The sequence below is a fragment of the Nitrospina sp. P1_D6 genome (assembly GCF_052156615.1).
Taxonomy (GTDB): Bacteria; Nitrospinota; Nitrospinia; order Nitrospinales; family Nitrospinaceae; genus Nitrospina.
Map to the genome: position 1 here is coordinate 408,818 of NZ_JBQKUN010000001.1, position 15,134 is coordinate 423,951.

Genomic DNA, 15,134 nt, shown 5'->3' on the forward strand with positions numbered 1-15,134 from the left:
CCTGATATAATCGACTCCAACAATCACTTGCACCTGAAGCCATGAAAGTCTGTCCCGACAGATCGTGTTTTATTGAACTGGCCGCCATCTGCCCACGCATGCCCGTGATCGGAGAACGGCGTGTTGATTCATTCAACCCCGCCGAGGCATACCATCGATTGTACGGGGAGGCGGAGCGGTCCTTCCTGTTCGAGAGCGGCAAGGGACCCGACGAGACGGCGCGCTATTCGTTTTTCGGACGAGCCAGTGAAAAAGCCCTTTCCCTGCGCAACAACCAGTTTCAGGTTCACAACAACGGAGACCGGGAAACGGTTCCTTTCCCGGCACCGGAGGCGCTCCACCGGTTGAACTTTGAGCCAGGCCTGGATGCGATCGACTACGTCGATCATTTCTGGGGGGGATGGGTGGGTTGCCTCAGCTACGAGATGGCTCACTGGTTCGAAAACATTCAACCCCGGGCCAAGGACGGACTCGACCTGCCGCTTTTGTTTTTCTTCCAGGTGGAACGGCTGTGGGTGTACGACCACCGGCAGGCGACCCTCAAATACATCGTCGCAGTGAACATTGAGGACGACCCCGGAACCATTCATTCGCAGGTCAAGGAAGAATTGGAAACGGCCTGGCGGGAAATGGATCGTCTCATTGAGGAAGCGTCGCAATCGGTCCCCCAAAAAACCTCGCTGCCCCCTTCCCTGCAGTCCGCTTCCCTGAAATCCAATATCACGCAGAGAGACTACGAGTGCATGGTCGAGCGTGCCAAAACGTACATCGAGGAAGGCGACATCTACCAGGCCAATCTGGCGCAACGGCTGTCCATTGACTACGAAGGCGATCCCTTCCCGCTTTACCAGCGCCTGCGCAAAGTGAACCCATCGCCGTTTTCCGGCTATCTTAAATTCGACGGACTGGTGCTGGCCAGTTCATCTCCCGAGCGGCTGGTGAAGGTGGTGCGGGACCGGGTCGAGACGCGGCCCATTGCCGGAACGCGGCCACGCGGCAAAAACGAGGAAGACGACGCGCGGCTGTCGGCAGAATTGTTGCTCAACGAAAAGGAAAAAGCCGAGCATCTGATGCTGGTCGATCTGGAGCGCAACGACCTGGGGCGCATCTGCGAACACGGCAGTGTGCAGGTGACCGACCTCATGTTTCTCGAACAGTACTCGCACGTCTGCCACATCGTCTCCAATATCGAGGGCCGTCTGAGACCCGGTGTGGATGTGGTCGATATCCTTGCCGCCGTGTTTCCCGGCGGCACCATCACCGGCTGTCCCAAGATCCGGTGCATGGAAATCATCGACGAACTGGAGCCTTCCCTGCGCGGCCCCTACAGCGGATCGTTCGGTTATATCGGATTCGATCGCCACCTCGATCTCAACATCATCATCCGCACCATCCTGATACAAAGCGGACGGGCGCATTTTCATGTCGGGGCGGGAATCGTCGCCGACTCCATTCCGGAGAAAGAATGGCAGGAGACGCTGGACAAGGCGGCGGCGATGATCCAGGCGCTGAGCGGGGAGCCGGTGGGATGACGTCGGTGGTGTATATCAACGGCCGTTTCGTGGGACACGAAGAAGCGCGCGTGTCGGTGTTCGACCGGGGATTCCTTTACGGCGACGGAGTCTTCGAAACCCTGCGCGCCTATCGGGGACGTATTTTCCACCTTGCCGATCACCTGGACCGGCTGCATCAGTCGGCGGAACAGGTTCACCTCACCGTGCCGGAAGCATCGGCCAAACTGGAAAACCTGCTGTATGAAGTACTCAAACGAAATGAACTGGCCGACGCCATCCTGCGTCTCACCCTGAGCCGGGGCGAGAGCACCGGATTCGACATCGTGCCGGACGTGCCGCCGACGCTCGTCATCACAGCCCGCCCGGTTGATCCGTTGCCGGAAGCACTTTATCGCGAAGGTGTGTCGGTACTTCTTGTTCCCGACAGCGCCCCGCGCCTCCCGGAAGTGACCCGGCAGGCGAAATCCGGAAACTTTCTGCCATACATACTTGCCCGGCGCATGGCGCGCGAGGCGGGTCACTGGGACGCCGTCCTGCTGAATCACCGCGACGAAATCTGCGATGCCTCCACCAGCAATGTGTTTGTCATGCACGGGGGTGTGTTGAGAACCCCGCCCGTCGGGGAATCGGTACTGGCGGGCATCACACGCAAGGTTGTTCTGGAACGGGCCGCGGAACTGGGCATCGAATCCCGGGAGGAAACCCTTCTGACGTCCGACCTGGTTGAGGCCGACGAGGCTTTCCTCACCAATACGGGAATCGAACTGCTGCCGGTCACTCGCGTGAATGATACGGTCATCGGGAACGGTTTGCCGGGTCCGGTCACGGTACGTTTGCACGCGGCATTTCTAAAATCGATTGAGTCTTTGTGAAGGTGCATTATAATTGCACGCATTTGAATCGAACTGGAATGGATACGGATTATGGATGCAAAGGATTTGTACGAGGACACCCCGCGCGGGGTGATCGTTGATAAGAAAATGAACCTGGAATGGCTGCCGAAGGACGCCCGTGGTGACCTGGGAAAGTGGGTGACCTGGGACGAAGCCAACTACTACATCCAGACCATGCGCAACGTCTATGCCGGCGGTCACGCCGACTGGCGCCTGCCGACCAAAGAGGAAGCGCTGAGCCTGTATAATGAAGACCTGACGCTCGTGGACTGGGAGGGAGAGACGATCCACATCCACCCGGCGTTCGTGCCCAAATGCGGCCGGGTCATATGGACTTCGGAAGTGAACGATGAAGGACAGGCCTGCGCGGTCAACCTGCAGGACGGCACCGCCGAGTTCGTGGACAAATTGAACCGCGACGAGTACACCACCCGCCTGGTGCGGTCTTCCAATTCAAAGGGAAAATAAGAATCACTTCGGTGCGGCGCTCTGCCAGAACGCGCGGGCATTCAGCGTACCGGCCTTCGAATCCCGGTACGCGTCTCCCTGCACCGACGTTTCCAGCACGCCGTCGTCGGTGGGCATCACCACTTTGGTGTCGCAGTGCTTGGTGCGGGTGAACCCGTTGAACAGGGACGCCATTGTCTCCGGCTTGAGGTTCAAAGGAAATTGCCGCGCGATGCGCGTCTCGTTTTTGGAATCGTGCAGGTCGACGCACAGCGCGCCGTCTTCCAGCCAGTATTCGATTTCCTGCCCTTCTTCCTGCCCCGGCACAAACACCGTGTCGTCCACCTTGATGGCGAAAGCGGTGCTGACGCGTCCCTTGATCCAGACTTTTCCCGTATCTTTGATCTCCGCCATGACTCAATATATAAGTTGGAGTGGCTTTTGACTTGAAAGGGCTTTTATACCATAATTTTTGTTTCCGAAAGCCTTGGGAGTGGAAAAATCATTGGACTCGCCGCTGGAACGCCGCCTTAAAAAAGAACTCGAGCAACGCCGCAAAGACAACCTCCTGCGCACGCTGAAGGTGGCCCAGATTTGTCGCCTCAACCTGTCGAGCAACGACTACCTGCAACTGCGCAGCGACCCGGACGTGATCGCCGGGGCGCGGCAGGCGCTGGAAGAGTACGGAGCCGGAAGCGGCGCCTCTCCCCTGCTCTACGGCTACCTGCCCTGCCACGAACAACTCCTCGACGCGCTGCTGAAATGGAAACGCAAATCCACGGGACTGGTGTTTAACACGGGATTCATGGCCAACCAGGCGGCACTCAAACACCTGCCGGGGACGAAGGACCTCGTGCTGGTGGACAAGCTCATCCACCACTCGGTCATCCAGGCGATCCTTCAAGGCAAAGCCGATTACAAGCGCTACTCGCATCTCGACCTGAATCACCTGGAAGAGTTGCTGGAGAAAAACAAGAGTGCCTACGAAACGGTGTTTGTCGTCACCGAAAGCGTGTTCAGCATGGACGGCGATTACCCGGACCTCAAAGCCCTCGTGGAATTGAAACAGCGCTTTGGCTTTGTGCTGGTGCTGGACGAGGCCCACGGCACCGGCGTATTCGGTCCCACCGGCGGAGGGCTGGCCGAGGAGACGGGGGTGCTGGATCATGTGGACATCCTCGTCGGCACGCTGGGCAAGGCGCTGGCCAGCATGGGGGCGTACGTGCTGGCGACATCGCAGACGGTGACCGATCACCTCATCAACCACGCGGGCGAATTCATTTACTCCACCTACCTTGCCCCGGCCTGCGCCGGAGCGGCATTGGCGGCCATCGGCAGGGTGCAGTCCCTGCACACGGAACGGCAGCGCCTGCGCAAAAACGCGGCGTGGTTCCGCGAGGAACTGGTCAAGGGCGGATGGACGACCAACGCGTTCGATTCGCAAATCGTGCCGGTGATCGTCGGCGACCCTGACCGCGCGCTGGCCCTGCGCGACCGTCTGCTGGAAAAAGGGATGCTGGCGGGAGCGGTGCGTCCGCCGACGGTGCCGCCGAACTCATCGCGCCTGCGCCTGTCGTTTCACAGCGGCATCACGCAGGATCACCTGCATGAACTTCTGGAGATTTTGAACGCATGTCGAACGGTTTGACAATCACCCTCATCTGCGGCTGGGCCATTCCGCAGGACTGGCTGAAGAATCTGGCGCAACCGTTCTGTCCGGAAGCCACGGTTCGCTGCGTGTACCCAAAGGACCCATTCGATGCGGAGGAAGCGATGAGGGCTTTGCAGACCCCTGCCCCGGATATCGTCATCGGGTATTCGCTGGGCAGTCTCTGGCTCCTGCATCACCGTGAGCACCTGCCGGAGGCGGCGGTCAAAATCCTGATGGCCCCGATCCTCGCCTTCAGACAGGAGGCGGGGCTGGGCGGGAAAATCCCGTCGGGTCAACTGGAGTTTTTTCTGCGGACGGTCGAGCGCACCCAGGACCTGCCGACGGTGCTGGGCGACTTCATGGCGCTGGGCGACATCGTTCTGCCGCCCGAAGCGAAAAGCGGCATCCCGGAGCGGGATGTTCTATTACGCGGCCTCCAGTTTCTGCGCGACGAGTCGGCAACACCCGAAGCCACAGCGGGGTTCCATGCGGTGCTGGGCGACCGCGACCCGTTCACCGAACACACTGCCCTGCAACCGCTCATGCCATCGTTGGAAGTGGTCAACGACTGCGGTCACCATCCCGAACCGCTGTTGCAAACCATTTTCCAGCTTCCCGCCGTGCGGGAGGCCCTGCAAATCTCTTCCCAATAAAAGATTATGAAAATTTTTGGTGTCGATTTCACCAGTTCCCCTACACGCAGAAAACCCATAACGCTTGCGGTGAGTGAGCTTAAGGGAGATGCACTGATTGTAACCAGTGTGGAAAGTCTGACGACGTTCAATGATTTTGAATATTTTCTAAAGCAAGCGGAACCCAGTTTCACAGGAATGGACTTTCCATTTGGGTTGCCCCATGCGTTCGTTCTGGATCAAGGTTGGAGCCCCAAATGGCTGGATTATGTGGATGTTGTTTCCCGTATGCCTTACGAAACGTTTTCGACCCGCATTCTGGAATACAAAAAGAAGAAACCAGAAGGTTTTAAAGATCCTCTTCGATTCACTGATTTCCTGGCGGGTTCCCAAAGCCCTTTAAAGTTAATCAATACTCCTGTGGCTAAAATGTTTTATGAGGGGGCACCCCGAATATTAAGTTGTGGGGCAACGATTCCTCCTGTTTTCCAGAAAAGTTCCAAGCGTGTCATCCTGGAAGCCTATCCGGGCTTTCTGGCACGCCAGTTTGTGAATTCCTATAAAACAGAGAGCAAGGGATCGGATACTGGAGAGCGTAAAAAAGCCCGGAAAATCATTGTGGAAAAAATTCAGGATCGAAAAGCAATGTTGGATTATGGATTTCGAGTACAAATGAATGATGACATGTGTGATTCTCTTATACAGAATTATACCGGGGACCGGCTTGATGCCGTACTTTGTGCCATTCAGGCGGCATGGGCTGGCAGGCAGGGCAAACCCCGATTTGGAATAAAAACTGGAAACCGAACTGTGATCCAGTCTGAAGGATGGATTGCAGACCCCTCTTTATGAACGCGAATCACAAAACCAGCCGCGGACGCGGCGAAGATGAGTTCGAGTCGAGCCTCATCCACAGTTTTTCGAAACACGTCAAGAGCTACGACAAGAATGCGCAGTTGCAGAAGACCATGGCCGAGCGGCTGGCGGCACTGCTGCCCCCTTACCTGCCCGAGCCGGTGCTGGAGATCGGCTGCGGCACCGGGCTGTTCACCCGGCACCTGCTGGCGCGCGGTGCGGAGCGGTTGATCCTGAACGACATCGCCCCGGCGATGATCCAGTATCTGAAAGAGCATATGGATCTGCCTGAGGCAACGCAGTTTTTGGAAGGCAATGCTGAGCGGCTGGAGTTTCCGCAGGCCGGTTTGATTGCTGGCAATGCGGTGTTCCAGTGGTTCCAGCATCCACAGCACACACTGGAAATCCTGCATAGGAGTCTGCCCAAGGGCGGACAGATCGTGTTCAGCACGTTCGGTCCGGAAACGTTGCAGGAGTTTCGCGACTCCGGCGGGCTGGAGGGTCCGACGCACCTGCTGTCGCTTGAAAGCTGGAAGAGTCTTCTCACCCGCTGCGGGTTTCAGTGGCAGGCGGCCGAGCGCGAAAGCCGCGAGATTTTTTTTCCCGGCACACGGCACCTCATCCGCAACCTGCAACAGATCGGCGCCGCGCCGCTCCGCATGATGAAGACGGGGGAACTGCGCCGCCTGATCGAGACCCACGACCGCAATTTTTCGACACCGCAGGGTGTCTATACCCACTGGGAACTCTATTACTTCTCGGCGGTGAAATCAGGTGAAGAGTGAACTGGAGGGCTTTCAAATTGGAAACGAAAAAACAGTCAAACAAAACCAAATGGATTGCACTGCCCTTTTTCGCAGGAGTGTTCCTGTTACTGCCGGGAATGCAGGTATCGGCTTCTGAGATTGATTTATCAACTCCGGAATCTACGGTATTGGGGTATTGCCGAGGCGCAGGGGAAGATGTTCAAAAGTATTTTGATGAATATTATGAGCCCGTGGACCCAGAAGTATTCGGTTACCCCGGATGGGTGGACTGCAAGGTCCTTGAAGTCAAAAAAACGGATTTCGCCGGTAAAATATTCAAACAAGATTTGGTTATTCGTGAAGAAGATGTTGAATTGATTACAGAAGTTACCATTTCAACTAGGAAGTTTGGAGAAATCCAGGGGCACCATACTTATATTTTGAGAAAATTTAAAGAAGGATGGAAAATAGTTTCACATTTTAGAATGGAAGATGAATACTTTAAGGATGTGGATTTAATGCATTTTAAAGGCAGAATCAAACCTTAAAATGGAATGATGAGCCATGAAGTATTGTTGTGAAAAAATAAAAACTTATTCTCAAGATGATACGGCCTTGGTTTTTTGGTCGGAATTCAGAGAGTTTGGAATAAGAGTTTTAAATGGGGGCTCCTCTATAAACACAATAGACTACTGTCCATGGTGTGGAACCAAGTTGTCCTCAAGTTTGCGGGACCGATGGTTTGACGAACTGGAAAAGCTGGGTTTCGATGAGCCTACGGAACAGGATTATCCCGAAGAATTCAAGACGGAAGAGTGGTGGGAAAAAAGAAATTTATAAGCTTCAATGCCCGACGCCCGCCAAAACCGACATCTAGCAAAACATATCCCCCGTTAATGACCCCCTCCTCCAGTACACTCGCAACTACTTCTTATGCGCAACGAGGACGTGCGAGCCTTCGTCCAGCTTGTGGGTCTGGAACTTGTGGAACCCGGCTTTGGTGAGCAGGCGCTCGGTTTCCGAAAACGTGTAGGTCTTGCCCGTCTCGGTGAACAACAGCATGGTGAGGGAAAACATCGCCGCTTCGTACGGCGTGGTGCGGTCCTCGTTCAAAAAGAAATCCACCACCACCAGCCTGCCGCCGGGTTTGAGCGCCTTGTGGATTTTTTTGAGGAGCTTGCGGTTCTCGGCGGGGTTGTAGATGTGAAGGATGTTGGAGAACAGCACGGTGTCGAATCCGTTGCCGTAATCCGTCTCGAACAGGTCGCCGGGCTTCATGGTGAAGCGGCTGAAAAACTTTTCCTTCCCGAACAGCGCGCGCGCAACGTTGCAGGCGGCGTCACGATCGAGGAGCGTTGCCTCCGCCTTTTTATCCTTGCGCAGGACGGCCGCGCAGTAGGAACCGGGTCCGCCGCCCAAGTCGAGGAATCTACCAATGGATTTTTTCTTCGCCAGGAGCGCGGCAATTCTGGAGGCGTAGGGTTCGCTTCGCTCGTGCATGGCGTAAGAGAAGCAGTGGCGGAACTCCGGGTCGTCGCCGTCTTCGAACGCCGTGAGGTCGCGCCCTTTGCGGATGGTCTGGATCAGCTGATTCCACTCATCGTTTTTCTCCATCTTCAGATGAGAGGTGCCCTTTTTGTAGTCCGGGCTGGTCCTGCAGAAGTGCTTGTGCATCTCCGGCGTGTTGGCGAACTTGCCGTCTTTGGTTTTCCTGAGCGCGCCCAGCGCGACCAGCGCGTGCAGGAGTGCCGACATGCCTTCGTCCTGCGCTTCCGCCTTGCGGGCAACCTGCCGGACCGTCATCTCCTTTTTGTCGAGAATGGTGAAGACATCGAATTCGAGCGCTGCGAGGAGAACCCGCGCGTCTTCCAGTGCATCGATGGTTTTGACGAATTTCTGGTAGGTGAGCATGAGGCGCCTCCCGGTTATTCGTTCAGCAACGGCTCGATGAGGTCACTCAGATTCAAGCCTGATCCAAACAGTTTGTGCCTGAGGATGCCCTGTTTGTCAATCAGGATCGTGGACGGCGTGCCGCGCAGTCCGTACTGGTCGAAGGTCCTGGCGTCGTATTCCTTTTTATCCAAATATTGTTTGATCTGCGTCTTGACCGCGTTCAGGGTGTAACCCGGCATGTCCTGGTACCCGGGAAAGTCGCGTGCGAGAAAGGCTTCGATCTCCTCCGGCGTCGCCCCGCCTTCGCGTTTCACCAGCCGGTCCCAGGCCAGTGGAAAGGGAATGGAAAAAGCCAGCCGGCCGTTCTGCAACATGCTGCTGTTCTGCAGGCAGGCCAGCGTCTCGCCCACCACTTCCCCTGTATGCGCGAGTTTTTTCAGGTTTTCCAGGTTGTTGAACCGGTAATCCTCGAAAGCCGTGGCCAGTCCCCAGATCTTCAACGGCCGCCCCTGAAATTTATGATGCACTTCGAGGACTTCCGGAAATCCACCGACGAAACAGCCGGGACAGTTGACCTGGAACACCATGACGAGGATCACGTTGCCGCGTTCCCGGTCGATATTGGAGGCTTCGCCCTGCACCCACTCGGCCACGTCGAGGTTGGGCGCGGGTTGATTAACTTGCGACATCGGGTTTCTTTCCCTGGGTGATGAGGACAAGGTTTTGCAGGATGGACAGCAGTTCGCCCGTGGGTTTTTCATCCAGCGCTTTCTGCAGGATCCACAGCGCGCGGCTTTTCTGCCCTTCGAGATTGTATATCATGCCGAGCATCGCGTGGGCCACCAGCCATTTGTCGGTGGAGGGGTGTTTTTCCACGATGGGATCAAAATAGGATTTCGCCTTTTCATACTGGCGCAGGCGGTAGTAGTTGGAGCCCAACCCGAACAGGATGTTGTCGTGCAGGTTGGGAGGGAACTCGGTGGCCAGCACCCGGTTGAACACGGTGATGCTTTCTGAATAGCGCGCGTCGCGGAACAGGCGGATGGCCATCTGGTATTCATCGAGGCGAAACCGGCGTGCCTCGCGTTGTTTGCGGATGGCTTCCAACTGCTCCTCAAGCAGGGACACCGCTTCACCGGACTTTTGCAGTTCATCCACGTTGCTTTGGTGAATGGCGTCGATGCTTTCCAGGTTTTCGGTGAATCCCTCGTTCCACTGGTGGTACTGCGGGGTTTGGAAAGAAACCAGGTTTTCCAGGATGATTTCCTCCCCCAGCGTGTGGGCGTATCCCATGAACAGCTTTTCCAGATCGGAACTCATCGCGTCCAGCACCTGCTGACGTCGGTGACGGGCGGCCAGTTCTTCCTCGCTGGGCGGAGTCCAGATGTGCATTTCCGCCGGGTCGATGGGCGGTGGAGGCGGCACCTGGGCCTCTTCCGGAGCCGGTACCGGCACGGCATGCGCGCAAGCCCCGATAAAAAAAACCAATACCAGCATTGCTATTTTAAAAAGGCGTTTCATTACATTAATGAGTATAATATTGGCGACAACAGCCAGTTTAGATTAGAACCACCTATAAATCAAGCACTTAGCTACATGAAAAGCTACTACAACATATTGGGCGTGGAGCGCGGCGCTTCCCAGGACGACATCAAAAAGGCGTACCGGAAGCTTGCCCTGAAGTACCACCCCGACCGCAACAAGAACGATTCGGAAGCCGAAAACCGCTTCAAGGAAATCAGTGAGGCTTACGCCGTTCTGAGCGACAAGGACAAGCGCAAGAAATACGACGCCTACGGTGCGGAAGGGTTCCGCCAGCGCTATTCGCAGGAGGACATATTCCGCGATTTCGACCTGGACGAGATCCTGCGCAATTTCGGCTTTGGCGGGTCACCGGGATATGGCGGCGGTTTCGGCCAGTTTTTCGGTGGACAGGGTGGAGGGTACCCCGACCCGTTCGGCCCGGGCATGGGGCGTCACCCCCGGCGCAACAAGGGCGCGGACATGCTGAGTGACATCACCATCACGTTCGAAGAAGCCGCCCTGGGAGCGGAAAAGCGGTTCTCCGTGGACCGGCCTACCGGCCGCGAGGATACCAATCTGAAGATTCCAGCAGGCATCTCAGAGGGCAAAAAACTTCGCCTGAGCGGCAAAGGTCATCCCGGCATGAACGGCGGACCTCCCGGCGACCTGTATTTCCGCGTTCACGTTCAGCCCCATCCCCTGTTCACGCGGGAGGGGGACAATATCCTCGTCGAGCAGACGATCGGTCTGAGTGACGCCCTTCTGGGCACCACCATCGAAGTCCCTACGCTGGAAGGCACCAAGCAGGTGAAAGTGCCCGCAGGCACCCAGCCCAATTCCAAATTGCGGCTGAAAGAACTGGGCGTGCGCGCCAACGGCAAGCGCGGCGACCAGCTGGTGAAAGTCAAAGTGGCCCTGCCCAAGGAGCTCACCGAGGAACAAAAAGAGCTCATCCAAAAAATGAAAGAAGTAGGCCTATAGTATTAATAAATAACAATAGTTTTGGTTAGCGGTGCCGCCCTGCGCGGTGTCCCCCATTTCTCTTTATCTCATTCGGATTCAATCTGGTCAGGGAGTGTTGGTATGGCAAAAGTGGTATTTCAACCGGACAACGTCACGCACGAATGCGAGGACGGCATGTCTTTGATCGATATATGTGAGGAAGTGGAGGTCTCGCTGTCCTTTGGTTGCACCGAGGGCACCTGCGGGGTGTGCGAATTGACGGTGGTCGAAGGACGGGAAAATCTGTCGAAGATAACGGAAGAAGAAAAGGACTATTTATACGAGGAAGACCTTGAGGAAGGCATGCGCCTGGGGTGCCAGGTAAAAGTCAGGAAAGGCGATGTGACCCTCACCTGGAAGGGCAACCGCGCCAAGTAAACAGACTCATTTCCATTCGGGAGCCGTCCCCCCTCCCGGTTTCCACAGAATCTCATCGTCTCCGGAGACTTTCGCCAGCCAGCGTCCCAGCACATAAAAGGAATCGGACAGGCGGTTGATGAAGGGGCCCACCTGGGGCCCGATTTCCTCCTGACGGGAGAGCGTGATGATTTCCCGCTCCGCCCGGCGGCACACGGTGCGGCACTGGTGCAGAAACGCCAGTGGCAGGCGTCCACCGGGCAGAGTGAAGCTTTTGAGCGGATCGAGGTCCCGGTTCATCGTATCCATCCAGGACTCCATCCACGCCACCTGCTCCGCCTTGACGCCGATGTCCATCTTCCTGCTCGTCTTCGGATCGGTCGCGAGTTCACTCCCCAGATCGAACAGCCATTGCTGGATGGCAGCCAGGGTCTGGTCCACCCGTTCCCGTTCTGCTTCCGCAGGAATTTGATCCAGCGTGCTTCGCACCAGCCCCACCAGGCTGTTGAGTTCATCGACCGTTCCGTAGGCCTGCACCCGGGGATGGTCTTTCTGCACGCGCACCCCTCCGACCAGCGACGTCTCTCCCTTGTCCCCTTGTTTCGTATAAACTTTGGAAATGCGAACCAATGCGAGGTCCTTTCTTTATTGTTCGTAAAGCAAATCCCCTTGACTTGCTTCCGCACAGTGGATATATTCAGACAACGTATAGACCTCTTTAAGGCAGTCCTGTGAGATTGTCAAGGGATCCGGAATGATAGATAGAGTATCCTCACATGACATGACTCCTCCGAAGGTGCACACACCCGCGGGGGATTTTTTTTGCCCGCAACCGGCAAAGGGGGACCGATGACGTCCACGGTCCTCAACTCCGACGATATCCAGCGGGCCATCACCCGCATCGCCCACGAAATCCTGGAAAAGAACAAGGGCTTGGATAACCTCGCGCTGGTGGGCATCCGGACCCGGGGCGTGACCTTTGCCGAGCGCCTGCAGGCCAAAATCCAGGAGATCGAAAAGGCCAAACTGGACCTGGGCATCCTGGATATCACCCTTTACCGGGATGACATTGGCGCCGCCAAACAGAAACCGGAATTGAAAAAGACCGCCATCGACTTTTCGCTGGAGGGTCGCAAGATCGTGTTGTGCGACGATGTCCTGTTTACGGGACGCACCATCCGCGCCGCCATCGACGGCATCATGGATTTCGGGCGCCCGGCGATGGTGCAACTGGCGGTTCTGATCGACCGCGGTCACCGCGAACTGCCGTTCCGCCCCGATTTCGTCGGCAAGAACATCCCCACCTCGCGCGAAATGCGGGTGCAGGTGGAACTGAAGGAAATCGACGGCAAAGACCGCGTCGTGGTCCAGAACAAGGAATGATGCGATGACGGGATTGAGTTGCAGGGACATTCTGGGAACCGAATCGCTGACACAGGAGGACATTCACCTGATCCTCGATACGGCGGAATCGTTCCGCGAAGTCTCCACGCGCCCGATCAAGAAAGTCCCCACCCTGCGCGGCCGCACCGTCATCAACCTGTTTTTCGAGCCCAGCACGCGCACCCGTACGTCGTTTGAGATCGCGGGAAAGCGCATGAGCGCCGACGTCATCAACATCTCCGGCTCCACCAGCAGTACGGTGAAGGGAGAGAGCCTTCTCGACACGGCCTACAATCTCGAAGCGATGAGCCCGGACCTTCTGGTCGTGCGCCATTCGGAGTCGGGCGTGCCGCACATGATCGCGTCGCACATCAAGACGCCGGTGATCAACGCCGGGGACGGCCAGCACGAGCACCCGTCGCAGGCGCTGTTGGACCTGCTCACCATCCGCCAACGGGTGAAGAAACTGGACGGACTGAATGTGCTCATCGTCGGTGACATCGCCCACAGCCGTGTGGCGCGGTCGAACATCCACGCCATGAAGAAATGCGGTATGAACGTGACGCTGGTGGGCCCGCCCACCATGATGCCGGTGGGCATCGAGAAGCTGGGCGTGCGGATGTCGTACAACCTCGCCGATGCGGTGGAGGATGCCGACGTCATCATGATGCTTCGCATTCAGATGGAACGGCAAAAACAGCACCTGTTCTCCAGCATACGTGAATACGCGAGCCTGTTCTGCCTGACGCAGGACAAACTGAAAAAAGCCAGAAAGGATGTATTGATCATGCACCCCGGTCCCGTCAACCGCGGCGTGGAAATCGCCCTCGATGTCATGGAAAGCCGCCATTCGGTCATTCTCCACCAGGTCAACAATGGAGTCGCCGTGCGCATGGCGCTCATGTTTCTTTTGCTGGGAGGCGGCGATGAAACTGCTCATTAAAAACGGACGGGTGATCGATCCCGCCAACGATCGCGACGGACAGTTCGACGTGCTGGTGGAAAAAGGCCGGATTCTGAAGGTCGCACCGCAGGGAAAACTCTCGAAAGCGGAGACTGACGGCGCGAAAGAAATCGACGCCAAAGGCTGTGTGGTCACACCGGGATTCCTCGACATGCACGTGCATTTCCGGGAACCGGGATTCGAGTACAAGGAAACGATCCAGACGGGATGCGAATCCGCGGCCGCCGGGGGATTCACCACCGTCGCCATGATGCCCAATACCGATCCCGTCAACGACACGCGGTCGGTCACCGAGTTCATGCTGGCGCAGGCGCGGTCCAGCGCCATCATCAACGCCCTGCCCATCGGCGCCATCACCAAAGGACTCAAGGGCGAGGAATTGACGGACATGAAGGACCTGAAGGACGCGGGAGCGGTGGCTTTATCCGACGATGGCCGGCCGGTGATGAGCAATCAGCTCATGCGACGGGCATTCGAATACAGCCGCATGTGCGACCTGCTCCTCATCCAGCACAGCGAAATCCTGGATCTCACGAAAGGCGGCTGCATGCACGAAGGCGCCGTCTCCACCGAACTGGGGTTGGGCGGCATGCCGCACGAGGCGGAGGACATTATGGTTTATCGCGACATCGCCCTGCTGGAGAAAACCGGAGGACGCCTCCACGTCGCGCACATAAGCAGCGGCAATTCGGTGGAACTGGTCCGGCAGGCCAAGAAACAGGGTTTGCCTGTCACCACCGAAGTGGCGCCCCATCATTTCATGCTGACGGATACCGCCGTGCGCGGCTACGACACCAACACAAAAATGAGCCCGCCGTTGCGCTCCGACCGCGATATCGAGCGCATCAAGGAAGGCCTGGCCGACGGCACCATCGACATGATCGCCACCGACCACGCCCCGCATGACGTGGTGGACAAGCAGGTGGAGTACTCGAATGCCTGCTTCGGCGTGGTGGGACTGGAAACCGCCCTGCCCCTGAGCCTCAGGCTGGTCGAGGAAAAAGTCCTCACCCTGCCGCAGGTGGTGGAGAAGCTGACCTCCCGGCCTGCGGAGGTGTTCCGTCTCGACAAGGGAACTTTGAGTGAAGGCAGGGATGCGGACATCACCATCTTTGATCCCGACGCGGAGTACACGGTGGACGTGATGAAGTTCAAATCCAAAAGCAAAAACTCCCCTTTTCACGGCTGGCAGGTGAAGGGCCAGGTCCGGCACACCATCTACCGCGGCAAGATGGTTTACTCCAATCCATCTTGACCGCATAAGGGTTTCTCA

General features: G+C 57.0%; 19 protein-coding genes. 14 read left to right on the top strand and 5 right to left on the bottom strand.

The window, feature by feature from the left end; genetic code table 11:
- Positions 1-41: 41 nt before the first annotated feature.
- From ACTRXA_RS01890 to ACTRXA_RS01900, 3 genes are read left to right on the top strand one after another with little or no spacing between them, the layout of a single operon-like run.
- Positions 42-1,532: an anthranilate synthase component I family protein gene (locus tag ACTRXA_RS01890; RefSeq protein WP_442425509.1), complete on the top strand. Its 1,491-nt coding sequence runs from the start codon at positions 42-44 to the stop codon at positions 1,530-1,532.
- The gene (locus ACTRXA_RS01895) at positions 1,529-2,386 is read left to right on the top strand and encodes an aminotransferase class IV (RefSeq protein WP_442425510.1); all 858 of its coding nucleotides are present in this window, start codon (positions 1,529-1,531) and stop codon (positions 2,384-2,386) included. Before ACTRXA_RS01890 ends, ACTRXA_RS01895 begins: the two co-directional genes overlap by 4 nt.
- Positions 2,387-2,437: 51 nt before the next feature.
- Positions 2,438-2,875: a DUF1566 domain-containing protein gene (locus ACTRXA_RS01900; protein ID WP_442425511.1), complete on the top strand. Its 438-nt coding sequence runs from the start codon at positions 2,438-2,440 to the stop codon at positions 2,873-2,875.
- Positions 2,876-2,878: 3 nt separating this feature from the next.
- Here the strand turns inward: ACTRXA_RS01900 and ACTRXA_RS01905 are convergent, their stop codons facing one another.
- The gene (locus ACTRXA_RS01905; RefSeq protein ID WP_442425512.1) at positions 2,879-3,268 is read right to left on the bottom strand and encodes a hypothetical protein; all 390 of its coding nucleotides are present in this window, start codon (positions 3,266-3,268) and stop codon (positions 2,879-2,881) included.
- A 79-nt stretch (positions 3,269-3,347) separates the two neighbouring features.
- On the opposite strand from ACTRXA_RS01905, the gene ACTRXA_RS01910 reads away from it, so the two are divergent.
- Genes ACTRXA_RS01910 through ACTRXA_RS01935 form a run of 6 tightly spaced genes read left to right on the top strand, consistent with a single transcriptional unit; the run spans position 3,348 to position 7,578 of the window.
- Positions 3,348-4,502 carry an aminotransferase class I/II-fold pyridoxal phosphate-dependent enzyme gene (locus tag ACTRXA_RS01910; RefSeq protein ID WP_442425513.1) on the top strand — a complete coding sequence of 385 codons (1,155 nt, stop codon included), beginning with the start codon at positions 3,348-3,350 and terminating at the stop codon, positions 4,500-4,502.
- Positions 4,487-5,158 (top strand): hypothetical protein, encoded by a 672-nt coding sequence (locus ACTRXA_RS01915; RefSeq protein ID WP_442425514.1) that lies wholly within the window; start codon positions 4,487-4,489, stop codon positions 5,156-5,158. Before ACTRXA_RS01910 ends, ACTRXA_RS01915 begins: the two co-directional genes overlap by 16 nt.
- A gap of 6 nt (positions 5,159-5,164) precedes the next feature.
- A complete protein-coding gene (locus tag ACTRXA_RS01920) occupies positions 5,165-5,989 on the top strand; it encodes a DUF429 domain-containing protein (RefSeq protein WP_442425515.1) in 825 nt (274 codons plus the stop codon).
- Complete coding sequence (locus ACTRXA_RS01925) at positions 5,986-6,777, top strand: methyltransferase domain-containing protein (protein WP_442425516.1); 792 nt, start codon at positions 5,986-5,988, stop codon at positions 6,775-6,777. The genes ACTRXA_RS01920 and ACTRXA_RS01925 overlap by 4 nt, the downstream gene beginning before the upstream one ends.
- Before the next feature lie 17 nt (positions 6,778-6,794).
- Positions 6,795-7,286: a hypothetical protein gene (locus ACTRXA_RS01930; RefSeq protein WP_442425517.1), complete on the top strand. Its 492-nt coding sequence runs from the start codon at positions 6,795-6,797 to the stop codon at positions 7,284-7,286.
- A 16-nt stretch (positions 7,287-7,302) separates the two neighbouring features.
- On the top strand, positions 7,303-7,578 hold the full coding sequence (locus tag ACTRXA_RS01935) for a DUF6980 family protein (RefSeq protein ID WP_442425518.1): 276 nt from the start codon (positions 7,303-7,305) through the stop codon (positions 7,576-7,578).
- A gap of 84 nt (positions 7,579-7,662) precedes the next feature.
- On the opposite strand, the gene ACTRXA_RS01940 is transcribed toward ACTRXA_RS01935, so the two are convergent.
- Genes ACTRXA_RS01940 through ACTRXA_RS01950 form a run of 3 tightly spaced genes read right to left on the bottom strand, consistent with a single transcriptional unit; the run spans position 7,663 to position 10,128 of the window.
- The gene (locus tag ACTRXA_RS01940; RefSeq protein ID WP_442425519.1) at positions 7,663-8,649 is read right to left on the bottom strand and encodes a methyltransferase; all 987 of its coding nucleotides are present in this window, start codon (positions 8,647-8,649) and stop codon (positions 7,663-7,665) included.
- Positions 8,650-8,663: 14 nt separating this feature from the next.
- On the bottom strand, positions 8,664-9,320 hold the full coding sequence (locus ACTRXA_RS01945) for a TlpA family protein disulfide reductase (RefSeq protein ID WP_442425520.1): 657 nt from the start codon (positions 9,318-9,320) through the stop codon (positions 8,664-8,666).
- Positions 9,307-10,128: a tetratricopeptide repeat protein gene (locus ACTRXA_RS01950; RefSeq protein ID WP_442425521.1), complete on the bottom strand. Its 822-nt coding sequence runs from the start codon at positions 10,126-10,128 to the stop codon at positions 9,307-9,309. Before ACTRXA_RS01950 ends, ACTRXA_RS01945 begins: the two co-directional genes overlap by 14 nt.
- A gap of 99 nt (positions 10,129-10,227) precedes the next feature.
- On the opposite strand from ACTRXA_RS01950, the gene ACTRXA_RS01955 reads away from it, so the two are divergent.
- Positions 10,228-11,136 carry a DnaJ C-terminal domain-containing protein gene (locus ACTRXA_RS01955; RefSeq protein ID WP_442425522.1) on the top strand — a complete coding sequence of 303 codons (909 nt, stop codon included), beginning with the start codon at positions 10,228-10,230 and terminating at the stop codon, positions 11,134-11,136.
- Positions 11,137-11,238: 102 nt separating this feature from the next.
- A complete protein-coding gene (locus tag ACTRXA_RS01960; RefSeq protein ID WP_442425523.1) occupies positions 11,239-11,535 on the top strand; it encodes a 2Fe-2S iron-sulfur cluster-binding protein in 297 nt (98 codons plus the stop codon).
- A gap of 6 nt (positions 11,536-11,541) precedes the next feature.
- Here ACTRXA_RS01960 and ACTRXA_RS01965 read toward each other — a convergent pair whose 3' ends face one another.
- On the bottom strand, positions 11,542-12,144 hold the full coding sequence (locus ACTRXA_RS01965) for a cob(I)yrinic acid a,c-diamide adenosyltransferase (RefSeq protein WP_442425524.1): 603 nt from the start codon (positions 12,142-12,144) through the stop codon (positions 11,542-11,544).
- Between the two features lie 219 nt (positions 12,145-12,363).
- Between ACTRXA_RS01965 and pyrR the strand changes: the two genes are divergently transcribed.
- From pyrR to ACTRXA_RS01980, 3 genes are read left to right on the top strand one after another with little or no spacing between them, the layout of a single operon-like run.
- Complete coding sequence (gene pyrR, locus ACTRXA_RS01970) at positions 12,364-12,897, top strand: bifunctional pyr operon transcriptional regulator/uracil phosphoribosyltransferase PyrR (protein ID WP_005010416.1); 534 nt, start codon at positions 12,364-12,366, stop codon at positions 12,895-12,897.
- A gap of 4 nt (positions 12,898-12,901) precedes the next feature.
- Positions 12,902-13,840 carry an aspartate carbamoyltransferase catalytic subunit gene (locus ACTRXA_RS01975; RefSeq protein ID WP_442425525.1) on the top strand — a complete coding sequence of 313 codons (939 nt, stop codon included), beginning with the start codon at positions 12,902-12,904 and terminating at the stop codon, positions 13,838-13,840.
- On the top strand, positions 13,824-15,116 hold the full coding sequence (locus tag ACTRXA_RS01980) for a dihydroorotase (protein ID WP_442425526.1): 1,293 nt from the start codon (positions 13,824-13,826) through the stop codon (positions 15,114-15,116). Before ACTRXA_RS01975 ends, ACTRXA_RS01980 begins: the two co-directional genes overlap by 17 nt.
- Positions 15,117-15,134 lie beyond the last annotated feature (18 nt).